Source organism: Pantoea sp. Lij88, from assembly GCF_030062155.1.
Lineage (GTDB): Bacteria > Pseudomonadota > Gammaproteobacteria > Enterobacterales > Enterobacteriaceae > Pantoea.
The window spans coordinates 966,966-990,858 of the sequence record NZ_CP118269.1 but is presented as its reverse complement, the minus strand read 5'-3'; the positions used below and the strand labels follow the sequence as shown (position 1 = coordinate 990,858).

At 46.0% G+C, this 23,893-nt stretch carries 18 protein-coding genes and 5 pseudogenes; 16 read left to right on the top strand and 7 right to left on the bottom strand.

The features are described 5' to 3' along the window. Positions 1 to 32 precede the first annotated feature (32 nt). From PU624_RS08530 to PU624_RS08510, 6 genes are all read right to left on the bottom strand, one after another. The gene (locus tag PU624_RS08530; protein WP_283547278.1) at positions 33 to 1,652 is read right to left on the bottom strand and encodes a DUF2326 domain-containing protein; all 1,620 of its coding nucleotides are present in this window, start codon (positions 1,650 to 1,652) and stop codon (positions 33 to 35) included. Then, positions 1,642 to 1,815, bottom strand: a complete 174-nt coding sequence (locus tag PU624_RS22230; RefSeq protein ID WP_349372162.1) for an ABC-three component system middle component 7 — start codon at positions 1,813 to 1,815, stop codon at positions 1,642 to 1,644. The genes PU624_RS08530 and PU624_RS22230 overlap by 11 nt, the downstream gene beginning before the upstream one ends. Positions 1,816 to 1,849: 34 nt before the next feature. After that, positions 1,850 to 2,629: an ABC-three component system protein gene (locus PU624_RS08525; RefSeq protein ID WP_086527710.1), complete on the bottom strand. Its 780-nt coding sequence runs from the start codon at positions 2,627 to 2,629 to the stop codon at positions 1,850 to 1,852. A 348-nt stretch (positions 2,630 to 2,977) separates the two neighbouring features. Then, the gene (locus tag PU624_RS08520; RefSeq protein WP_283547277.1) at positions 2,978 to 4,927 is read right to left on the bottom strand and encodes a UvrD-helicase domain-containing protein; all 1,950 of its coding nucleotides are present in this window, start codon (positions 4,925 to 4,927) and stop codon (positions 2,978 to 2,980) included. After that, positions 4,924 to 7,233, bottom strand: coding sequence for an AAA family ATPase (locus tag PU624_RS08515; RefSeq protein WP_283547276.1), 2,310 nt, complete (start codon positions 7,231 to 7,233; stop codon positions 4,924 to 4,926). Before PU624_RS08515 ends, PU624_RS08520 begins: the two co-directional genes overlap by 4 nt. Before the next feature lie 509 nt (positions 7,234 to 7,742). Next, entirely contained in the window at positions 7,743 to 8,981 is a 1,239-nt protein-coding gene (locus tag PU624_RS08510) for a hypothetical protein (protein WP_283547275.1), read from the bottom strand. 160 nt (positions 8,982 to 9,141) lie between these two features. Here PU624_RS08510 and PU624_RS08505 point away from each other — a divergent pair, with 160 nt between their 5' ends. Then, positions 9,142 to 9,354, top strand: coding sequence for an AlpA family phage regulatory protein (locus tag PU624_RS08505; protein WP_149617814.1), 213 nt, complete (start codon positions 9,142 to 9,144; stop codon positions 9,352 to 9,354). Positions 9,355 to 9,487: 133 nt separating this feature from the next. Then, positions 9,488 to 11,047, top strand: coding sequence for a YfjI family protein (locus PU624_RS08500; RefSeq protein WP_283547274.1), 1,560 nt, complete (start codon positions 9,488 to 9,490; stop codon positions 11,045 to 11,047). 285 nt (positions 11,048 to 11,332) lie between these two features. Here PU624_RS08500 and PU624_RS08495 read toward each other — a convergent pair whose 3' ends face one another. Then, positions 11,333 to 11,965 carry an inovirus Gp2 family protein gene (locus tag PU624_RS08495; RefSeq protein WP_283547273.1) on the bottom strand — a complete coding sequence of 211 codons (633 nt, stop codon included), beginning with the start codon at positions 11,963 to 11,965 and terminating at the stop codon, positions 11,333 to 11,335. Positions 11,966 to 12,573: 608 nt separating this feature from the next. On the opposite strand from PU624_RS08495, the gene PU624_RS08490 reads away from it, so the two are divergent. The 14 genes and pseudogenes from PU624_RS08490 to PU624_RS08430 all read left to right on the top strand — a co-directional run bounded on the left by PU624_RS08490 (position 12,574) and on the right by PU624_RS08430 (position 23,707). After that, a complete protein-coding gene (locus tag PU624_RS08490) occupies positions 12,574 to 13,008 on the top strand; it encodes a hypothetical protein (protein ID WP_283547272.1) in 435 nt (144 codons plus the stop codon). 59 nt (positions 13,009 to 13,067) lie between these two features. After that, positions 13,068 to 13,907 (top strand): hypothetical protein, encoded by an 840-nt coding sequence (locus PU624_RS08485; RefSeq protein ID WP_283547271.1) that lies wholly within the window; start codon positions 13,068 to 13,070, stop codon positions 13,905 to 13,907. A gap of 58 nt (positions 13,908 to 13,965) precedes the next feature. Then, positions 13,966 to 14,157 carry a hypothetical protein gene (locus PU624_RS08480; protein WP_283547270.1) on the top strand — a complete coding sequence of 64 codons (192 nt, stop codon included), beginning with the start codon at positions 13,966 to 13,968 and terminating at the stop codon, positions 14,155 to 14,157. 414 nt (positions 14,158 to 14,571) lie between these two features. Then, a complete protein-coding gene (locus PU624_RS08475; protein WP_283547269.1) occupies positions 14,572 to 15,393 on the top strand; it encodes a DUF932 domain-containing protein in 822 nt (273 codons plus the stop codon). A gap of 30 nt (positions 15,394 to 15,423) precedes the next feature. After that, the gene (locus PU624_RS08470) at positions 15,424 to 15,867 is read left to right on the top strand and encodes an antirestriction protein (protein WP_283547268.1); all 444 of its coding nucleotides are present in this window, start codon (positions 15,424 to 15,426) and stop codon (positions 15,865 to 15,867) included. Between the two features lie 12 nt (positions 15,868 to 15,879). After that, a pseudogene (gene radC / locus PU624_RS08465) lies at positions 15,880 to 16,423 on the top strand (RadC family protein). Further along, complete coding sequence (locus PU624_RS08460; RefSeq protein WP_283547266.1) at positions 16,420 to 16,641, top strand: DUF987 domain-containing protein; 222 nt, start codon at positions 16,420 to 16,422, stop codon at positions 16,639 to 16,641. Before radC ends, PU624_RS08460 begins: the two are co-directional and overlap by 4 nt. Positions 16,642 to 16,666: 25 nt before the next feature. Beyond that, entirely contained in the window at positions 16,667 to 17,032 is a 366-nt protein-coding gene (locus PU624_RS08455) for a type IV toxin-antitoxin system YeeU family antitoxin (protein WP_101506320.1), read from the top strand. Between the two features lie 82 nt (positions 17,033 to 17,114). Then, positions 17,115 to 17,252, top strand: a pseudogene (locus PU624_RS08450) (TA system toxin CbtA family protein); the annotation flags it as partial. Between the two features lie 92 nt (positions 17,253 to 17,344). Continuing rightward, a complete protein-coding gene (locus PU624_RS22300; protein ID WP_101506319.1) occupies positions 17,345 to 17,896 on the top strand; it encodes a transposase in 552 nt (183 codons plus the stop codon). Positions 17,897 to 17,995: 99 nt separating this feature from the next. Then, positions 17,996 to 21,313: a VPA1262 family protein gene (locus PU624_RS08445; RefSeq protein ID WP_283547265.1), complete on the top strand. Its 3,318-nt coding sequence runs from the start codon at positions 17,996 to 17,998 to the stop codon at positions 21,311 to 21,313. Positions 21,314 to 21,361: 48 nt separating this feature from the next. Further along, positions 21,362 to 21,937, top strand: a pseudogene (locus PU624_RS08440) (IS66 family transposase); the annotation flags it as partial. A gap of 41 nt (positions 21,938 to 21,978) precedes the next feature. Continuing rightward, positions 21,979 to 22,128, top strand: a pseudogene (locus PU624_RS08435) (TA system toxin CbtA family protein); the annotation flags it as partial. Between the two features lie 367 nt (positions 22,129 to 22,495). Further along, positions 22,496 to 23,707 (top strand): annotated as a pseudogene (locus tag PU624_RS08430) (phage integrase central domain-containing protein). Positions 23,708 to 23,893: the final 186 nt, after the last annotated feature.

Below are 23,893 nucleotides of genomic sequence, written 5' to 3'. Positions count from 1 at the left end.
GAGCATTTACACAATGCTAATAACGCAGCAAGTTATTGCTGCTCTCTCCAGTCCTTATTGTATAACAATTCATTATCGCTCAATTTAAGCACAGTGTGAGTACGCAATATTCCCTCTGCCATCGCCCCAAATTTTGGTGCTTCATCAAACGCAAGGAATATCTGCTTACGCTTCACTGATGCTAATATTCGAATGATGTTTCTTGTCGCTGGCACCTCAATATTCTTGTAGAGCACCGAGTCATGGATGATGAATGGTAGATGAGTGAGTGAAAGCATAGCGAGATCAAAGCCAACTAAACCAGCGTAAGCCTTCCCGGTACCTGTGTCTTCAGGAGAGATAAAACTGAATGAACTTGCACTTTTTATTCTAAGTTGCGACGCATTTCGCTTCGGCCCATAAACAACTTGATTGAAGCCTTTCAGTTTTTTATTCAATGAAGTCTCAATATCAAGAAAAATACTGTCGTAGATATCTTCCAGACGTTTTTTTGATAAAGATACATCTCTCTTAATAGCTTCTTTTTTATCATAAAACTTGTTCTCTTCAGAGGCTTTGTCCACAAACTCTTTTAGCTCAAAAACTCGAGCAAACAAGTCATCCGGTGTTCCTTTGGAAGCTAAACTGGTACGTATATTGTCCTCTAAATCGCTAATTTCAACATTGAGATTTGATATATGCTCAGAATATGAAGCAAGATCCTTCCTAAGCTCTTTCTGGACCGTTTTACTAATATTTTGGTGAAAAGACTCAACCAGTTCAAGTCGTTTAGCATCAACATTGGGGAAAAACTCCTGAACAAGAGCAATATTAGCACTCAATTTCGGTGTTATCCCTAAGAGATCTCGTTCGATACGGTCTTTTTTTGTCAGTATTTCGTTTCGTTGGTTAGCCAGTTGATTTTGCTGCTGTTGCAGTTTACGTAGGCTCTCATCGAAAAGTGCTTCATAAGCACTAAGAGCTCCTGTAAACCCCTGCTTTAAAGCTTCAATAGTATTCATCTTACTAGTAATAATACTTTGATTGGCCTTGTATTGAGTTTTATTAATCTTAGGTATTATTTCCTCACTCATCGACTTAGAAATGATTTTTTTTCTTTCATTATGTGCATCCAGAATAGATTTCTCTTCAGCTATATCATCTGAACGTTCAAAAAGATCGATAAGTCGTCCAATAGCAACTCCTGCGGCCTCTCTAGCATCACTGAAAAATGGTTGTTCTGGGTCCAAAGCACCTTTATTCCAGATTCGACTAAAAGGACTCACCAGCGAGCGGAAGCTATTTCTTAAATATTCTAAATCATATAACTTTTTAAGTTTAGCCGTGTATTCCTCAATACTTATCTTACCTGTAACTTGATAGTCCTTAGTACAAACCAGGATAATACTCGGTTCATTAGTTGAACGACTGAAAAAAGACTTCACCCCATTAAAATCAAATCCAAAAATATAGGCATGATGCCCCATTGACTTGATAATACCAGCCTTATCCTCCAGCAGTGACGTTCCTCCCATAGCAAAATCAATTATCATTAATGCAGAAGATTTTCCAATGGAATTTTTGGCATCATCATCACCAAGAATAACATTCAACCCAGCATGAAAAGATATTTCACCACGATTTAATAATGAACAGATTATTTTAGTCAGCATAATTTATCGTTCCAGTCGAGATATCAAAATCAATCAAACCTAAAACATAAAGGATGTCTAAAGCATGTAGACACTCTGAAACATCCTGGAACCTTCCCGCAGTTCTAACTAACAAATTAGATAATATCTCGCTTTTTTCTTCATTCTCTAAAATTACATGCATTTTGAAAATAGTGGACTCTTCAAGCGTTGTAAACTTAGTTGGAATTAGCATCGAATACCTCACAATTTTGAACAAAAAAAGAAGCAAGGATTTGAGATGCTAAAAGAGATTTTCCTGTTCTTGAACATATCCATGTTGAGATATAGTTAAAAATAAGATCTTTGTTTTCGGGATGCAGCCTTTCCATAACTAGATAATATGAATTTATTTGATTCTGCAATATTCTTATCGCCGCCTGATCCCGCTGCTCGATTAGACGAATATGGTTTCTGATTGGTACGAAAAAATCGATAACGTTTTTCCGAATCTCTCTCTTTTGTAAAGGACTGATACCGGTCTTAAGCTTTTCATTTAGTGAACTAACATCGAGTTTAGTTTCAGACAGGTCCCCATAACTTTCATCACCAGTAGCTATAAGATCCAATATCTCTTTAACCTCATCCTGAAGGACATACTGGGATGCGGTAAGCCTTGCCTGCGTCTCGCTAAGAAAGCCATCTTTAATATCACGGAGCCTAGAGTATTCTTCAATCTTAAAATCTTTGTCATACTTTGTGTGACAAGTTGGACACAGTAGAATCACGTTATCAAGAGCATTAATATCATCTGGAGCTGAATATCGTTCCAAAGCTTTTGCTTGTGCAGGGTTCGGGTTTAAAGGATAAATGTGAGCAATCTCATAACCGATAGTTGGATGTTTAGAGTTTGCCTTTTTAAACATCATAGATAGTCTACAGAGCGGGCAACATCCCCCTGTTTCCCCATACAAAATGCTATGCTCGTTAGCATGGTACTTGATCCTTGCTTTGGCCATTTCCTAAATCCCGTCCGATTTATTTCGATGTCCTTACCGTCATCTACATTCAAATAAGTGCAACGAGAGAATGAATCTCGCGCCACTAAGGTTTACAACTCAGCGTTCCAGTAACAACACAAGCTATTGATAAGCCACTGTGTTTACTCCTAATTTATTAACGATAAAGATCCCAGAATTTGTAAACAAGCGCAAGAACAAAATGAGAACAGCCCCCCTCCAGAGAGAGGGGTTATAGCCGATATGAGCATTCCTGCATATGCTACATTTTCGTTTCTTTAAGTGCATAGGTGATCTGTGGCGATTCAGTGCGATATCTTCCAACTAATATCAAATATGTCTGAAGCATTATGTGATTATTTGTATTTCATCTTCAGCAAACCATTGACTCTCCTTGATTCGAGCCATTGCTGCAGCTGGATCGGACGACCAAAGCACTAAGGCGAGCGATTCTTGCGCCCTGCTACAAGTCACGTACAGCAAACGTAAAGTCCGGTCAATTGTTGTCTCCTTACCAGCCTCTGCATTCTTTTTATCTGTTGGACTTAACTGCGTACCACCAAAAACTTTGTCGTACTTGATGAGAGTCCCACCAGCAAGAGCATCATCCATTACAACCATGACGTGATTGAACTCAGAGCCTTTAACTACCTGATGTGTTGCGAGCTCTGAAATCCCAGCAAGGTAATTCCGATAGCACTTAAGTTGTTTCCATGGAGAAGCAAACAGTGCACACCATCCGCGGCGCATTCTGGTTTGCTTTGACTCATCCTCACCACGTCCAGGAGCTTGCGGGGCTGGTGACTTGTCGACATAAGCCTCTAGGAGTCGATGATCAACCTCGAATAAGTTTGCACTCAAGACTGGCGCTAACACCTCAGCGATCGTTGACTCAGAGTTGGCGCAAGCCATTGCAAATATCGCTATCGCCTCGAGCATTTCATCAGTACGTTCAACTCTTGCTTCTGAGTCCTCAGGCATATTGCCTAAACCGCCATAACGTCGAAAAACCTCGGTGGCCTTAAACTCATTAACGATTCCTTCATCACTGACGCAGGCTTCTAAATGCGCCAGCTCATTAAGCAAAATTTGTACTGTTGAAGGCCCCTTATTGTCCCCACTGCCAGATGGTGCTGCAGCGTTGGGATCTAACAGAACCATTGCCTCATAGACATCAAGAAACGAGCCACGAGTGGCGACAAGCTTATGCTCAAGCGCAAGCAACTGATATTGCCCTTGATTCCAATCTGCTAAACCACTAATTTCAAACATTCGCTCAGCGCACCAGCGTTCACTAAGCACTTTATCTTCTGGACTTCGTGATGTATCCCCCAAGAAGAGCCGAACCGTTCCACCAGCTTTTTCCGTTCGGGGATGTTGTGCTGAACCCTTTGTAGGTTGTGTCCTGCCTTCAAATTCAGTTTCCCAGATTTTATTAATCAGTGTGACTATCCGCCGTTGACTGCGATGATTCATTTGTAACTCAGGCGTTGCCCAGCTTTCCGGAACAATGCTTGGAAGATCGGCATGACCATCCATATAAATTCGTTGTCGATGATCTCCCAGCAGACCAAGAGTCAAATCTCTCTCACTTTTTTTGGCAAGCACCATCAAGGAGTCCAGTACACCTTTCATCGTGTCCTGCGACTCATCAATCAGTATGATTGGATGTCGATCTTTGAGAATGGATTGGAGTGTTGGCTTATTTTGAAGCAACCAAGCTGTCGCATCGAGTACGTAATTGTGTGGTAGTGCACCAGGTCCATATGTATTGCGATCGGGATGGTATTTGAATACTTCAGTTGTCCGAAGAACCTCGATTTCATTCGTGATTTCGTCAAGGTCATGCTGTTTTGCTGCAGTAATACCCCTCGGTTTCGCTTGTGCCTCTGCAGTCTCTTTAGCGAGTTGAGCTTCTTTTACTGCTATAAGGGACTCCCGAATGTCATCGTTGAACCCATTAATTAACTCCCAGCAAAACGAATGGATGGTAGACACACTGACTAAATTATTGTCCCCAAGACGTCTGTTGATTACAGAGACAGCATTCTTGGTGTAGGTCACAACTCTAATCGAACGCCCATACATCTTCAGGGACCGTGCTAATTGTCCCCCCTTCTCATGCTCAGTCACACCAGTAAGGCGACGCAAAACTTCTACCAAAGTTCGTGTTTTACCAGAACCAGCCCCTGCAAAAAGGAAGTAGTTACGGGGTGGTATGTCTGTAAGGTAGCCGCAAATCTCTTCAACTACCCCTGCATCGCGATCATTGTCGTCAAGGGCTGATGAGTTAGTCATGGCATCACCTCCTTGCTTGGCTCAAGCTGTGTCTGGAGCCATTCCAATGCATCCTCGATATATTTAGGACAGACTATCGGCTCATCCGCAGCAACCATTTCAAAGATACTTGCGGCAAAGTCTCCTTTATTAAAAGATCCATGCATTAATTTATGCAGAGCTGCGAGCAGTTCTGGAATATTATCATTTTCAGCGACCTGTCTTGCTACTGAGCCCAGTGCTCCCTTCGGCGGTTTGATTTGCTTCCCATCGCCATCGACTTTTTCATCAATAAGTTGCTTAAACCAAGGGATATTTCTCAGAATTAGAGAGTCTTCAAAAGTACTTGGCCATTGACCATCAGCTTCGACTACAGGCAACTGCCATGCAAAACGTACAGAACACTCGGCAATTTCTTTCCAGACAAGATGCTCATTTTTCGGGTTCTTGAAATCCTCAAGCTGTTGCAACTTAGGGTGCCATCCGCGAAGAGTCGGGTTCCCACATTGCAGTCCGGGTTGTCCTGTATTAGCCACAGCAACTAAGGTTGTAGTCGGATCCCCATTTTTTTTTGGCTTACCTGGTCTTTCTTCAACTGGATCGATATCAGTAATAATTACAGTTGGAATACGGAGTCTTTCAACGAGAGCTCTTAGCCGATGAGCATGGCTGCCACCAATATCAAGGAAGGACAGATAGCGACTGTTGAGTGTTGCAAAATCTCTTTCAATGAAAAGAGGTAACAGCATTCGTTCAGCAACCCCCTCGACAAAGATTGCAGCATTGGCAAATAAAAGATCTGTGTGTTGAACGCGAAAATAACGTTCAGCGAATTGACGGGTTGTTTTATCATCACCAAAAACTTGCCCAAGATTAACCACCTCAGTGGTAGGCATGTTTTGTTCTTCACTCTTGGCAACGCGGCGAACATATCGTAGCCGGTCAAAATTCTCAGCATGAGCTAAATGGCTAGAATGAGTACTGATAATCAGTTGGCTTTTAAGACCTGACTCATCGCTACCGTTAGGACTGATGAGCTTATGTGCCTTACCCGAGAAAATACGTTGTACCTGTACGTGCAAATGAGCCTCGGGCTCCTCAATCATAACCAGATGAACAGGTGCGGGAGCGCCCTTTTCAGGATTTAGGCGAGCAGCTTTGAAAGAAACTAGTTGGTAACTAAGGGACTGTAAATTCTGATAACCGAGACCAATGGAATATTCCGGGAGAAGCTCTTCTAGTGAATCCTTCTGCATGCTGTATTGAACAGCTGTCCCATGGTCGAGTAATTCGGCTGTCTGTATGCGCGTGCGGAAACGAATCTCTTGGGGGTCATGCAAGCCGGGGTACCCAAGCTCTTTAACCTCTTCTACCGATGGTCCAATAGCCTCATGAATCTTTTTATCTAGTTCCTGCTGGGCATCAGCAACAGCTTTTATGAGGTCAGCTCGGTGCCCATGACCTGTTGCTGCCACATTTAGATGCTGTCGAGCAAATTTGAGAAGCTGATTGGAGAATAAACCTATGCGATGGGTGCCAGAAGCAGACCGGGAATCAGCTTCCTCACTACCAAGGCCACGCTGTGCAGCCACAAAGTCTACTTTTATAAGTTTCTGAAGATGCTTACGATCAATTGGGCTTGAGTCAGCATCCAGTACCTGGCTAACGTAGGTCTTTATCCCGTCCAAAGGGTTGTTATCGGCATCTAACTTGTAGGCCCGAACTTGGCCGAGTTGAGAAGGTTCTCGCAGCCAAAAATCAAGAAGATCAATCGGCCACGCAAGCGAATCCTTTCCCATATCCTTCACAGGTATTCTCGTCAGGTGATACTTCCAAGCCAACTGCTTCAGATCCTCAATGTTCGTAGCAGGTTCCAGACGCAATCGGACACCTACCCCGCCCCCCTTCCAACTGAATTTTGACAAGAACGGGGAGACATAGTGGAACATGCCGGCCTTAGCATCGAACCATAGATCTAGCGTTGGCATCGCCGAAATTAAGGTTCCAAGTTGCTCTTCCCATTCATCTTCGGATGCGCCAGACGTAGACGGGTCTTCTTCTAATGCGTCCCAAACTCTTCCAAGTTCCCGCAATTTTGGCCATTGAGAAACACTGATGTCGAAAGCACCAAATGACGAGCCATCTGCGAGGAAGTGGCGCAGCGCTGCCAGAATTGATGTTTTGCCGCTATTATTAGCACCGACGAGAATAGTAGTCTTAGGATCAATCTCAAGCTGGACCTTACCAAGTCGGCGGAACTGGCAAAGCTCAACAAACCGAAGGGATATCTGTCCAGATAATGATGTAGTGGCGTCTGCTGCTGACATTGTGGCTCCTCTCAATCCGTATAGGGATGCGCCAACCTGTAGCAGCTTAGCGCCACGCCGTAAGCTCGAGTCCTTCCACCTTGATGCTGTTGAGGCACAATTAGAAAGAATTGACACGGCAAGTCATATTACCGCTTCGCTAAAAAATACCAATCCTTAAATATACTCTAACTGATTCATGTCACAGTGTTTTTGGGCATCGGGTTAGCAATCGGCATGGCCTGTAGATTCGCGTAATGACGTAAACCCACTTGTTTAAGAACTATGTTCAAATATAAATCCTTCCTGAGAGTGATCCTACCCCAGCGCCAGAAGGCGCTGATAAGTACCAGCAGACACATAAAACAGTTGTTCGACGGAACACTGATGTTGCATGACTACGACGGTAAGGCTGCAGAGGCTTTGGCCATGATGCGTGCGCCGAGCAAAATGACGAAGACGGGGATGCCTGAAGGCCTGTGTATCGCCTGAACGAGAATCTTTTACAGTGGACTCGCCTTAAATTTTATTTATCCAGCAAAGTCTTGATAACCATCAAACTCCAGAGCCATGTCGTAACAACTATTGTCATTAAGATACCAGGGGAATATGCATGGCTGATTCAATAAATGGGTATAATAATATCGAATTTTAGGGTAACTATTTTTTCTTACCGCTTTATGCCTCAAATACAAATTTCTAGCTGATACACTAAAACCAAACCCCATAAACTTAGATCTAATTTTTTCTGAAATTGTAAGACTATTATTACCCTCGTAATAAATCGCCAACTCTGGTTCTATCCAACGGCTAACCTCAATATCAAATGCTCCCAGTGTTCCCAGCCAACTTCCCTGTGTACCATCAAACATTCGTTTATGAAAATAAAATTTGTTCATATTTTTAAGAAGTATTTTAACATCTAAATCTGAAACATCGCTTTTACACTTAAAAACCACAAAGGAACCAGGCTTATCTTCCAGCAACCACACATCAACAAGTCTTTTATAGTAATCAGCAATGTTCTTGCGCTCTGTAAAGGACATTCGGAGATCTGCAGCGGGTAAAAAAAGAGTACCATTTTTATTGAGGGAGGTTATCACCTGCACTGCTCTTTGCAGCATCTTAAACTCAAAAAGTAAGCCTGCACGAATGAACAAAAGTGATAATTCTGAATCAGACTTCTTCAAAAACTGGTCACGATTATGTGAGTATTTCCCACACAAAACAATACCCAGACTCACCAACTCCCGATAAAAAAAGAGAGGAGCATCAGGATATTCAAGCGCATAGCAACATTCGGTAAGACGATATCTGATAAAACGCGGCATGGGAGATAACATCTTATCATTAAATAACTCTTCCGTTGCCTGAAAAAAGAACTCTCTGTCGACGCCATTAAAATCAGCAATATTGCAAAGTAAAGCGATACTGTAATTTTGGTTGTGTTCAACAAATTGCTCGAGAAGTTCTCTGTTATAAGGTGCACCACCATCAACACCTTTATTATGCTCAACTGTGCCCGCAAAATAGTTGCTATCAATCGACAAGTAGATTTCAAGAGCCCCCAGCAAATAATGCTTGGCTATCTGAGCCTGTTTTCCGGTTATCCCTTCCCTCTGAAGTATGCTGTTGATTCTACAAAAAATACGTCGATAGCACTCTTCTGCAACGGGGTCTGCGCATATGTGACTCATCATCACCTGACTGAAGTGAAGACTGTCGATAGCATCAAACGCTGCTTTGTGTACGGATGTTGTGGCTGGCATAAGTTAGTGTCAAAAAAAGTAAGTGGTAATTGCCAATTTTAGACACTATTCGACTTCATTACCATCCATCGTATACCAGCCAGTCGGCTCAGGTATTGAATAACGGAGAGCCGTTATTAAACAAATAACTTACATCCATACAGTTCAATGAGGTAGAAAGATGACCACCTACACCCAGACGGTAAAAATCCTGCGTATGCGAGCAGTTGCGGCCAAACTCGGCATCGCGCGTTCCACCATCTACGACTGGCTTAACGCCAAATCCCCACGCCACGATCCGGCGTTCCCGAAGCCTTACCCCCTCGGTAAGCAATCTGTTGGCTGGCTCGAGTCCGAGCTGGATGAATGGGTTCTGTTGCGCAAAGCTGGCTGATCCCGTTCTACCTTTTCTTTTCAGTCATCGCTCACAAGAAAACCCAAATACCAAAAGCAACAACACTGAGTGCCCTTACCCGCCGGGGTAAGGCACTTCAGTTATGCCGCTACTTGATCAAAGGATGAATATCATGGTTCATAAACCAGCCACTACACTTGCCGAAGCCGCAGCCTTAGCTTCAGCCTTCCCTGTTAATGCTCTTTCATCAGACATACAAAATGTTTTTCGTCAGCTTCAGAATGGGAATAACGTCCCGTCTGAACTCATCGCGAACATCCTGCTGACATCCATCTCTCTCGCCTGCCAGTCACTGATTGAAGTAATCAATCCCTATACCGGTAAAGCAGAGCCGTGTGCACTTTATTTCATGACGATGGCCGAATCAGGCATGGGTAAAACGACCATTAAGAATCAGGTCATGGCTCCGTTTTACAATTTTGCCGTGGCAATCAAACAGGATTACAAATGCAAGCTTGCAGCCTACGAGGATGAGCTTGATGTCTGGAACACAGCGCGGCAGGCATTAAAAAGTCGTTTTCGTGCAGCCATTAAAAAAGGGGATAACGGCGCGGATGAGCAGGCCGAACTGATTCTGCATTCTTCAAACGCGCCGCAAGCGCCGGTGAATCCTGACATCCTTTACAACGATGTTTCACCTGCGGCCCTCATTGAGGGGTTGCGCCGCTATTCCAGCGCAGCTCTTATCACTGATGAAGCCATCACTTTTTTTAACAGTGACCTCAAAAACCATCTTGGGTTTCTTAACACGGCCTGGGATGGCGGCATTTATAATTATAACCGTGGTAATCGTGAAAGCTTTGGCATCAAACCACTGCTCACCATTCTGCTTATGGTACAGCCAGCGATTTGTTTAGATTACCTGAAGAAGCAGGGTGATACAGCCAAAGCCAGTGGCTTTTTATCCCGTATTTTGTTTGCCAGTGTGCCTCCCCTCAACCACACCGTTCCTTTTGGATATCGTTTTAATACAACACCTCAACTTCAGAATGAAAATGCTCTGCCTGAATTTCATGACAGAATAAAATCCCTGCTGGCAGCTCAGAAAGCTCAAATCGATTCAGGTAACATGAATAAAGTGCAATTGATGCCAGATGCTCAGGCCAGTAATTTTTGGGCGATTAAACGCGAGCAATGGGTCGCTAAGGCAATACCTCATCAGCCATGGTCATGCATTTCTGATATGGTCCAAAAGGCAAACACAAACACACTGCGTATTGCCGGGGCGCTCCATTACTTCAGTCACCTTGGCAGTCAGACTATTACACTCGAATCGATGGAACGTGCGGCCTGTATAATGGAGTGGTATCTCGACCATGCTGCTACTCTTTTTTATAAACTCACACCCGAGTACCAACTCGAACAGGATGCAGAGGAACTGCGCTTATGGATCATCGAAAGAATTCATCAGAATTACGGCAGACCGATTAGAAAGAATTACGCATTAAAATACGGCCCTAACCGTTTGCGTAAGAGTGATAAGCTGAATTCGCTGCTTAATTATTTATCCATCAAAGGACAGATATATAGCGTTCAAAGTCACCCCAACAACCCAATTTATATTTCAACCATGAACGCTATGGGTATTATTGTTCCGCCACCTGATATGCAGCCATTGGGTAGATTTGTTATCCTGCCACCTTACCAGCCTATAAAGCCTGCCGGCTTTTAACTCTGGTCCCGGCTCGTCGGTGTGTAACATCTCAGCACCCGGGGTCTCTAAAACTAACGCAGACATCTCATTTACCCCGCTACAATTGCTACCTGTAGCGGGCGTAGCGAGCTTAACGCCCACAAGTACGCATAATACCCCCTGGCAAGCTCATTAATCAATCAACTTCTCTTAAAGCCGGTCTATTGCTACAGCACTGCGGCACAGAGCAATAGACCGCCTCAGAAACCGCTGCAACGCTGCTACACGCCTTTTCAAATCACAGCCTATCCATGCCAGAAATAATCAGGACTGACTGCAACCAAAATTACGCATGCCATCAGAACTGTCTTTCGTGGCGAGCTTCGTTAAATAGGACAAACTGCGGTCAAGTTGACTGTAATAGTACTCAAAGTTTTTACCCTTCCTATCCAGCCTGAAATCCCCTTCCTTAACAAAATGCACTAGCGGGTAATACTTTTGATAATCAGGCGTGACATTGAGACCCAGCGTTCTCACCCAGGCTTTCATAATCATTAATGCCAGATTATGGATATACAGACCTTGTATGGGATAATAGGTACCCGCATTACAGTACACATCGTTATTCAGCATCAATGCCACATGATAATGCTTTTTGCCCTTTTCTTCACCAAACTCTCTCGACCAAGCATAACGAACATTACAGGTGCGAATACGTTTCCCCTCTGCGGCTTTACGTTTCTGTGTATGCTCAATCTGAGATTTCAAAGATTCAATAAACCGGGTTATTAATTTAGGGTCTGCCTTGTAATTTTCATAATTCTCGTCAGGCAATCTTAGTATGATACTTAACACAAACGTCCTTGGGTATTCCTGTAAAGACTTATCAAGTGTTTCACGAATACGATCCATATGATGCTGATTGCTTAGTCCAAAAGGACTGATGAATGTTTTCACTTTTAACCTCTGGCATTAATCATCTCAATATGATGAACTGGATATGTAATGCATTACAGTTATATATATTAAGAATTATTGCGATGGGAGTGTGATATAGATTATTATAATACTGAATACAGTACTTCTTTATTATTATAATACCAATCAGCCACAGATATTCTTCTGCATGTTAAGTTTACAATAGAAGAAGGAAACATCTAAAAACGTCAATTAACTTACATAATATAGTCCTTATTTGGTCCGAAGTTAAATCATCTGAAGAAACTAATAACAACCTGCATCAAAGCGAGTTATTAATAATGTATCGTTAAAAAAATATCGCAAAAAATTTCATGCCTACATCACTCAAACGAACCGGGACTGCTCTCTATTTCCGGACTGCATCTTGTTGATCTGCGACACCGATCGATACCCAAACCATAATAGCCAAAAACTATCAATTTAATGTTATTGATCGTTTTTATGATAGATAAAAGCGATCAATTTCAGCAAACCGATCTGTATTAACGATTGTCCCATCCCCTGCCAAATGCATACGATTGGATGGCCTCAGACAGAGCTCAGGGGCCATTTTTATCTTATAAAACACTCAGTAAAGATTTTTTATGTTGAAGATAACCTCTGCACTGCTCTTGAGTGCCACGCTGTTCAGCGCCGCTTCGCACGCCATAGGCCGGGAGCAACAATGGGGGAGCTGGTTTGGCACTATCAATGTGATGGAGTTTGAACTTAACACCGACAACAGCGCAGGCGAACGCCTGACTTTGACCTGCAGAGACAACCAACTAGTCGTAGGTTACAGCACGGCAGATACAGCTCATTCGGAAACGCCCAACGGAGGGCAGGAAACAGTGAGACTGAATATCAACTCCGTCCATTACCAGCCTGGCGAGGCGGCCTTTATGGCGCTTAAAAATACAAATGATGATGGTCGAATTGAAGTCACCCGGATGAACAAACCTTTATCTCACCCCTTTAAAGCCGCTGGGCTGCATGACGCATTGCAGGACCTGACCTGGGAAGGCTGCATTAGCCATTAATCCCCTCCCCCACTACAAGTTCACCCGTATCGTTAACAGTAATGAATAAGGATGTCTTTATGTCGACATTACTCTCACGCCTGGTTTTACTCCCGGCTCTTTTGTTCCCGGCACTCAGCTCCGCCATCACCATTCAGGGGCATATTCACCCTGAGCGGTACACCTTCTTTCTGACGGAAAACGGCGGTGAAATGCTGCGTTATATGAACAATGAGGCCGTCAGCGTCAAACTCAACAATAAAGCGGGTTTCAACGCTGAGGCACAAAGTAAGGCTGCGGCGGCAAATATATCTCCTTTGCTGTATGCCGCCTCACCGCTTGAACAGAACTTTATTCGCTACGACGGAAAGCCTGTTAAAGCCCTGACCTGCCTCATCACCACCCGCACCATGCCGGGCCAGAACAAAAATTATGCTTGGGAGGAAACCTACTGCCTGGATGAAACCGGCGCGGCCTACATTGGCACTAAAGGCTGGCCGTCTCGCACTATTTTCAGTAAAAGCTGTGCTGTGGGCGCTGCTGATTGCCCTGTTTATCTGAGCATGGACAACGACCCGCCAACCCTGCGTAACGACGCGGTTCAATATGTTCCTTACAGCCGTGAGCGCGTAACTGGGCAGAAAGAAAGTACCCCTGCGCCAAAATCAACGACGACCGAAACCGTCGCAGAGCAGGACGGTTATGTGGTGAGTTTTGTTAAAGCCAGCACCTGCGCAGACAACAAGCTCATGGTGAAAAACACAGGCTCGGGGAAAAGCGCGGTAATTGCAGGACTAAATGGGTGCACGTTTGATCCAAAGACCAATGCAGTCATCATCTTTACCCAAAATGAATACGTCGGCGTTTACAGTGGCCCCACTAACGCTTCTCAGGAAATAGCCTCCGCAGATCTTCCCTAATCACTCACCCTGTCCGGTATACGCTTCCTGCGATGCCGGACGTCTTATGGACTTACCAATGAAAAACGCAAAATCGCCGGACGATACCGTGCCAGAAGAGCAACCACTGGATCTGACCTGGCCCGTTGTTTTCAGTGTCGCCGGACTCACACTACTGCGAAGCAAATCGGTTGTATGCCAGACGCTCGGGGCCACGCTGACCACACTCAGCCTGATACGCCTTATAAAAAAACTCGCCACCCTTGCCTGAAAAATTCTTATTCAGGCAAGCGGTCTATACCTGTATCTAAAACTCACTCGCTGATGAAGTATCGAGGCTGGCTGCAACGCGCTGCTATCAACGGGCTTTCCGTCGTTGCGGAGGAAGCACTCAATGATGATGTTTTTGTGTTATCCGCATGCAGAAAAGACTACCGGCGCTTACCGCAGTCCATCAGGAGGATCGTTACGTGTGATTGGTGTCTTCGATATCTCCAGTACGGCAAGCCTATGATTCTGAGACGATTACAGCATCTTCGGGCCTACAGAGACAATTCGCCTGCGTTGCCTGACGATAAAGCCCCAGAACAACATAAACAAACCCCGCCCCATCACTGAATACTTTCCCTCAATCCAGAACCACTCTTCGGAGTGGTTTTTTTATGCCCATTCAAAGGAGATAGCCATGAGATTAGCCAGCCGCTTTAGCCGCATAAACCAGATACGCCGTGACCGGCCTCTGACCCACGAAGAGCTAATGAGTCATGTGCCCAGCGTGTTCGGGAGTGACAAACATGAATCGCGCTCGGATCGTTATACATATATCCCAACCATCACCATCCTCGAAAGCCTGCAGCGTGAAGGCTTTGAGCCGTTCTTTGCCTGCCAGACAAAAGTTCGCGACCAGAGCAAGCGAGAGCACACCAAACATATGCTTCGTCTGCGTCGTGCCGGACAACTGACCGGCCATCAGGTGCCGGAAATCATACTGCTCAACAGTCATGACGGCTCCTCGAGCTACCAGATGCTGCCGGGACTGTTTCGTGGCGTCTGTACCAACGGCCTGGTCTGCGGTCAGTCGTTCGGAGAAGTGCGGGTGCCGCATAAAGGTAATGTCGTTGAGAAGGTAATAGAAGGGGCTTACGAAGTGGTCGGGGTATTTGACCGAGTGGATGAGAAACGCGATGCAATGCAGTCGCTGGCGCTGCCAGCACCGGCTCGTCACGCACTGGCAAATGCCGCACTGAAGTATCGATTTGGTGAGGAACACCAGCCGATCACGGTATCGCAGCTGCTGACCCCACGTCGCCGGGAGGACTACAGAGATGACCTGTGGACCGTATACCAGCGCGTGCAGGAGAACCTGATGAAAGGGGGAATGTCAGGACGAACCGCACAGGGGAAAAGCAGTCGCACCCGTGCCGTTACCGGTATTGATGGTGACGTGAAGCTCAATCGTGCCCTGTGGGTTATGGCAGAAAATATGCTCGAGTTTTTTGGGCGTTAAACAACAGTTCCGGCATAAGGAGATAATTTAATGGATACACAAAATCATCAGTTCGCTGAGCTGAAAGCAATTACTGCCTCAGTGGTCCCTGACGAGTTACGCATAGGCTTCTGGCCACAGCACTTTGGTACCATCCCACAATGGATAATCCTTGAGCCCCAAATCTTTGCCTGGATGGACCGGCTGTGTACCGATTATCACGGCGGTATCTGGAATTTTTCGACGCTCAGTAACGGCGGCGCTTTTATGGCTCCCGAGTCAGAGCAAGATGAGAAGTGGGCATTGTTTAACAGTATGAACGGCAACGGCGCGGAACTTACTGGCGAAGCGGCAGGGATAGTCGCCTGTCTTATGACATACAACTACCATGCCTGTCGTACGGAGTGTGACGCAATGACTGAGCACTATTATCGCCTGCGTGATTTCGCGCTGAACCATCCAGAGTGCAACTCCATTATGCATCTTATCGACTGAGGGGTACCGCTCATGAATACTGCATTATCCCCCACTGTTATCGCAGCCTGAACTCTTTCCGGTGTCGGTTATTGCTCAGCATGGCTGTTTACTCCCTACGACTTCCGGACTGACACCCTACGCCCAACAGACCATTCGCCGCGCTATCAACCTTCTGGATAAATATCTGCGCCAGCCCGGTATAGGCTTTACCTCGAGCACTGCAGCCCGTGACTGGCTCCGGTTACAGCTGGCCAGACAGGAGCGGGAGGTGTTTATAGTGCTCTATCTCGATAATCAGCATCGTTTACTGGAGAGTGAAACACTGTTCGCCGGTTCGATTAACCATGTCCAGGTCCATTCCCGTGAGGTGGTGAAATCAGCACTTCGCTTCAATGCTGCAGCTGTCGTGCTGGCGCATAACCATCCATCCGGCGATCCGGAGCCCAGCAAAGCAGATCGCCAGATGACTGACAAACTGAAGGAGGTGCTGGGACTGGTTGATGTGAAAACGCTCGATCACTTGGTTGTCGGTCAGAATGGGATTGTGTCGTTTGCAGAACGAGGCTGGATATGAAAATCATCAGTAAGCGCCAGGCCATGGCTCTGTACCGGCAACATCCTGGCTCCCGACTGTTTCGCGTCTGTACCGGCAAATATAAATGGTCTGGCAGTATCTGCCATTATGCTGGCCGGGAAGTTCAGGACATACACGGCGTTCTGGCCGTCTTTGCTGAACGCCGTCAGGATCGCAATGGTCCCTATGTCATTCTTCGAAGTGTCACTCTTAATTAATCCTTCCCTTTAATCAGGAACAATAATGAACAATCACTCAGAATCCGGTACCAAACCGGAGAATCTTACCTGCCAGCAGTGGGGACTAAAGCGCACGATCACACCCTGTTTTGGCGCCCGTCTGGTGCAGGAAGGCAACCGGGTGCATTTTCTCGCTGACCGGGCCGGATTCAACGGTGCTTTCAGCGACAACGAAGCATTACGCCTCGACCAGGCTTTTCCGTTGATGCTCAAACAACTGGAGTTGATGCTCACCAGCGGAGAACTCTCTCCCAGGCAACAGCACTGCGTCACGCTATATCACAATGGACTGACTTGCGAAGCCGATACACTCGGCTCCTGCGGTTATGTCTACATCGCTGTTTATACCGAAAAGCCTGAACCCCATTAACTCTTCACTTATCTCTTAAACTCATGGAGCAAACATCATGTAAACCTTATCATCATCCCCGACACGGGCGGCTCAGCCCTATCTGTCACCCGTTGAAACCTGGCAACGGCTGCTGACTCATCTGTTATCGCAACACTATGGCCTGACGTTGAATGACACACCGTTCAGTAATGAAACCGTTATTCAGGAGCACATTGATGCCGGTATCACTCTAGCTGACGGTAAGCGTAGAGCGTGGTCCGTCTGGGCATAATCTGATGTTCCCGACAAAGTAGTGTCCACCAGTGAGTAGTGGGAACCAAAGTGTCAGATATGCAGAAAAATGGGATTCCCGGCAGACGAAAAGGCTGCCCTAATTATTCTCCTGAGTTTAAGCAGCAACTCGTTGCTGGCTCCTGCGACCCCGTAATATCCATCTCAAAACTTGCGCTTGAAAATGTCATTAACGCTAATCAGCTGTTCAAATGGCGCGAGGGAAAGCTGCTATTACCTTCTTCAGAGAGTCCTCAGCTACTTCCTGTGACTCTCGATGCCGTACAGCCAGAATTGCCCGCAAAGGACCCGGAAGCGCTCAGTATGAGCTGTGAGATAACGTTCCGGCGCGGGACGCTCTGCCTCAACGGCACTGTCAGCGAAAAGCTTCTGACTCTGCTGATACAGGAACTGAAGCGATGCTCCCGTTACCAACAGGCACCAAAACCTAGCTGGTCTCGCTGTACGCTTACGGTTAAGCTGGCGGAATTGAACGCGAAACTGGCAGTGGAAAGCGGAGGTAACGCTGAACCCAGAGTGGGAAAAGCAGGCTGCATAGTGAACCTCAGGGGTGACAACTTCGTTGACACTTACCGACTATCACTAACTTAAGTGATACCAACTGTCTGAAGATTCAAGGGGCAAGTCTACTTCCAGCCAGCACCACATATCTATATCCACTTTTTACTTAGCACTACAAAGGAGTGCCCTATGACGAGTCCACTGTGCGCGTTGCTTTCAGACTCTAGGTTATATGACTTGTTCGGAGATGATCAAAATCTCACTATAAGCCAAATCTGGGTATTGGAGATCGAGTGGGAAGATTCAAGTGAACTACGTTTTCTGTATGGTCGGTCACTATCAGGAAACTACCAATCAAACAGTTGGAGCGGGAGCGCTAGTTCCAAAATGCGACTTACTGAGAATTGCTCAGTCAGAACTCACGCCTTGACACTTCATACCTCTACCGAGAGATTGAGAACTTTCCTTGAGCACTTCATCTGCGGAGAGACGTTTCAGAAATCTTGCCAACTCTCTGGGCTGAATATCAACGACAAATTGGCTAAGGCGATAGGAACAAGCACATTTTGTGTGAATCCCATCACTCGCCCTGTAATGCATTTGCCGACACGCGATTATTATAGATTTCAAACTAATCGGCTAAGCCCAACCAGCTATTCCAGTGTTGACAGCGGCGCAATTTCCCTGAGAGAAAAATCAAATTTATTCAATGTGTTGGAAGGATATGACACGAAGATTGCCAAATTTGCATGCCAAGTATTGAATGCAGATACTGGCTTAGATTTCTCCACAATTGACTCTTGGAGAATTGGAGACTTTGAGTTCATCTGTGCTCCTGGGCTCACTGCTACAGAGCGTAGCAAGTATGACTTATCCTTGAAGGGGCAGCAGTCATCTCTGACTCTATTCGAACCACTAACCCGAGAACCTTCCGATCTGTTGGTTATTGTCAAGGCGTACAGTGACGGTAGCATTCAGTCCTCTTATATCGCCAACCTCAGCAAGAACGCTTCATACCCTCTCCATCACACATTTGAACTCAAAGTGTTTCAGGACCAAGCTAGCACAGCTTATACAATGGAGATTTATGCGCTTGGAATAAATGGTGAGCAATCATTCCTCCTGCTTCAAACCGGCGCAGATTTCATGCGCGAAATGAATTTCAACATGCAGCTAGTCGAACCCATTAGGGCAAACTACCAATTCGAATGGTTGGCAAAAAAAGTACCGAAAAGGGAAAAGGCCAGACTGGAGACAGCAGGACAGATTGGGCGTGCTATTAGTAGTCCCTCTCGGTCAAAAATGGGCGGGTATGCGGATGATCCATGGATTCCACTCAACCGGCTCATCCAGAACAGAATCAAACAGTTATGTCCAAAAAAATCCGACGGGCGGTTCTTTCCTACTCTCAACGACAGCAGCGGTATGAGCCGTCTCGAGTTGAAAGATTGGCTCAAGGACATTTTCGAACGGCACCACGACGCGAAAATTGCTTGGATCGACCCATATATGGAGGATGTAGGGATTGAGCTTCTCAACCGACTGGGCACTGCTACTGCTGATTACCTTGTCATCACGACGGAAAAAATGTCGAATGATGACAGCATAAAAGAGGCTGGTCAGCCCAATCGTGTTGAAAATCTTATAGCGAGATGTTCAGGTTGGAATAATGGCTACTTTGGAAGTGTTTGCCTCAAAATACTCGCAGTACCAGAGAACAAACTCCACGACCGCATGATCCTCATTCGCTCAGCCAATGGTCAGCCGTTAGCTGGGTACCATCTTTCCAATTCAGTTCAGAGGGCCAGCGAGAACCATCCTCTATTGGCAACCCCTATTCCTCTGGACGTGATTCCGCATGTATTTGAGTACGTTGATCAGATTATCCAAAGCACACTCTATGGAGAGGGTAATCCCCACCTTCCTGCAAGAATAATTTTCAATTCTGCCGACATTAGCCCATGTGAGGAGGTGAAGCCTAAAGGGCTAAATCACAATTCCTCATTTGCTGAGCTACCATGCGCTGGTAGCGTGCTAGCCTGGTGGCTTGATGATGAGCAGCTTTCAAACTTGTCAGGAGCTGTACTCATGGAGCAGATGAGTGCCAAAGGATACATTAAAGATGGGAAACTTGACGAAGATCGCTTTGACGCTCTTCCCGGCAAATTTTGGACTGAAGGGTTGCCAATAGCAGATTTCTACTCAGCTTGGGATGTCCTTGGTTATGTCATAGCCAACTCCCCGGCTAGTCGCTATGCAGGCAGCCTCTACAATAAGGAGCAATCGGTATTATCCGAACCTGTGAAGGTTGCACTGTTGGAGCACATCTCTCCCTCCAGAGCAAAAGCACTGCAACCACGTCTCACAAAAAAACAACTTGACATTGAACACTACCGTTCACAGGAACTTACAGCACTACTGCTTTCAAAAAATGATCCGTTCAATACATTCACATATTCACCCGTAGATACCTCATGGAGCGACTACTACTCCATACAACTCCTATGGTCGCAAGCTCCAAAGCAGTTGGTATCTTGGTTAAACACAATATTCTCTGAACCAATCAAGTCTCCTCGTACCCACGCGCTTGTGGTTGAAGCTCTTAAGCATATTTGTTTGTGCGTCAGCTTTGACAAGCATCATGAGCAAATTGATGCGCTTTTGCAGAGCAATGTGAGTGTAATAATCTGGATAGGGCTTCATGCTCTTGAAAACGCCCTTAATAGGGGAGTCTGGGGAATTGAAGCCCTTTCAAAAATCGACCATATCGAATCAGCCACTGTTCGACGTACCATTTTGTGCTGGCTGATCAACGAAGCCAACTACCTTAATTCGGAGATTAAACCACAACTCATCGCTTGTTTAATCCAATCGTTAAAGGCTCCTCTCGCAGACGATGAGCTCAAGGATATTCTTCAACCTGTTCGGGGTCGCCTCGGCAGGCTACACCATTTCACGCCTTGGATTCTTGAATCCATGCTCGTACCCATGCTGGAAAAAAGAACAATCGACATCTCTCAAGTTGCCCATCAGTGGTTGACAGAGCTGACTACCCAATGGCGTACAGCACTCAAGAATGAGAGTCTCTATTTTACTCTAGATGCGGACGGTGCGTTCACCGATGAGCTGGCTATTGCGACCAAATACCTAAGCTCAGCAGATCGAGTGGAGATTGTCAGAGAACTTAGGAAAGTCTTTGATGCACTGGCTCGGACCATCAGGCGGCCGATGAGCGCGCAGATAAGCTGGAAATCCTACAACAATGCGCACCAAGTAAACCTCTGGCTCTATGCGCTCGCTCGTAGGATTACAACATTGGTGCCTGATGAGTTACCACTGTTGAATGAACTTCTACTTGAAAGCGAAGAAATTATAGAACGAATCAACCCCTCAACTCGGCGCTGGAGTTCAAGCAAAGACCTACTCACTTATTTAAATGGCGATCCCGAACAGATTGGGTCACATGGTCTACATCAAATTATTCAGAGAGCAATTGAGCCACGGTGATCTAGGGCGAAAATGAGGGACCTTCGTAATCCATCACAGTTACCTACAGGTCCCATAACGGAAACTGCCTGTTGTGCTTACGCCCGCTGCAAGAGCCACGACGTACACGTCTGCACCTCGTCAGTCCTGACTGAGGGCGCCCTGAAACAGATCGGCGGGTTGTATGTCATCGAGACGGAAATAAGGGGAATGCAGGCAGAACAGCGCCTTGCTGAACGTCACCAAAAAGCTAAACCACAGCTGAAAGCTCTGGAAAGCTGGCTGCGTGAAAATATGAAAACGCTCTCAAGACACTCAGAGCTGGCGAAGGCGTTCGCGTACGCCCTGTACCAGTGGCCGGCACTGACGTACTATCCAGAGGGTGGCTGCGCTGAAGTAGATAACAACATCATCGCTGAAAATGCCCTGCGGACGGTCAGTCTGGGTCGCAAGAACTTCCTGTTCTTCGGCTCCGACCACGGCGGTGAGCACGGAGCGCTGTTGTACAGCCTGATCGGTACATGCAAATTGAACGGCGTGGATCCAGAGAGGTACCCCCGTCATGTGCTCAACGTCATAGCTGACTGGCCAGTCAATCAGGTCCAAGAGCTGTTACCATGGCGCGTAAGCCTGCCAACTGAATAACACATCCCCGCCAATAAGGTTCTCGCTGTAAGCTTACGGTAGACGTTATGAATTTTCTGGTCGAAAAATACGAACTGGTTCGAATCGACCGAAAGGGATTTTCGTGGCAAGAACAAACCCCGTATATTTCCGGAGTGGATATTCTGCGAGCAAGGCGCTCTACCGGCTTGCTAAAAACTAATGTGAAATAAACGCTTAAACTAAAGGAAAGCAAAATGCTAATCTCACAGACGAAGAGACTTCTACTATAACCTCCCCTCCCCTGCAAAAAACCTGACATTTTCTTTTAGGACCAACAATGGGACCAAAATGAAAATTGAACTGAAGGTTATCAGCTATTAAACAACAAGTTACACAACCAATTCAGACTCCGCCAGCCACCAAATTCTTTCGCGGCGATACCAGAATTGTCCGCTGAAGTCCTGAAAGCCCGCACGGCACAAGCCCTGCGGGCTTTTTTGTGTCCATAGCATTCCACCGAGAGTTGCTAGAATCCACGCCATATGACACCCTGTTTTGGACCCAACGCCCAAGGATCCAAAATCTGATGGTCCAAACATGCCGAAAGTCGTTACTAAACTGAATGATACTCAAATCAAAAGCACTAAGCCTGGCGAGAAGGAAGTGAACCTCTTCGATGGTGACGTCTTGTTTTTGCGCATATCGCCAACCGGGAAAGGTGGCAAGAAAAACTGGTACTTCAGGTATGCGGTTCCCGTGACTAAGAAACGAACGAAAATGAGTTTGGGAACTTACCCTCACCTTACCCCCGCGCAAGCTCGCTCTCTCAGAGATCAGTACCTCGCCCTACTCGCCCAGCAGATTGATCCGCAAACCCATAAGGCCGATAAAGCGAATTCACTAAAAGCGGCCACTGAACACACATTCCAGGTAGTTGCAAAAAAGTGGCTGGAAGTGAAGAAAAGAACGTCAGGGATTTCAGAAGACCATGCAGCAGATATCTGGCGTAGCCTTGAACGTAACATCTTCCCTGGCTTGGGTAATGTTCCGATAAAAGAGATCCGTCCCAAACTCTTGAAGCAACAACTTGACCCAATCGAACAGCGTGGGGTTCTTGAAACTCTACGCCGGATAATTTCCCGACTGAACGAAATTTTCCGTTATGGGGCCACAGAAGAGCTTATTGAGTTCAACCCCGCAGATAACCTCACACAGCGTTTCAGCAAGCCAAAGAAGCAAAACATGCCAGCCCTGCCCCCCAGAGAGTTACCAAAGCTCATAGTGGCTTAAGCAAACGCATCTATACGCTTAGAAACACTCCTGCTGATTGAATGGCAACTTCTTACATGGGTTCGCCCCAGAGAGGCTGTCCGTGCTCGTTGGACTGACATCGACCAAGAGAATCGATTCTGGAACATCCCCGCTGTGTTCATGAAGATGAAACGGCCCCACAAGGTTCCATTGAGTAAGTAAGCTATGCGTGTTCTTGAATCCATGAAACCAATCAGCGGTCATCGTGAGTGAGTTTTTCCCAGCATTAAAGCCCCTCTTAGCTATATGCACTAGCAAACAGCTAACGCGGCGATCATCAGCATGGGTTTTGGCGGTGAACTGGTGGCACACGGTATGCGTTCTATTGCAAGAACAGCAGCAGAAGAGTCTGGCAAGTTCAGAACAGAAGCTCTTGAAACGGCTCTTGCTCACTCGAAAAGAGAGGAGATCGGCACAGCTTATAACGGTGCCGAATATCTTGCTGAAAGAGTGGCGTTAATGCAGTGGTGGGGTGATTACGTTTTGGCGCAAAAATGAAGTCTTTAGCAGCCTGAAAACTCCAGCGAATTTGAGTCTATCGGCATGATGAGATAGAATCAGCAGCAAAAGTTGTTAAACTTATTGACAAAACTGGGAGGTTTGCGCATGGTTTATTCAGATAACTTGAAGGCAATGCTATCGCGGATAGACAGACATTTTAGCTAACATTCTCACTATTTGAAT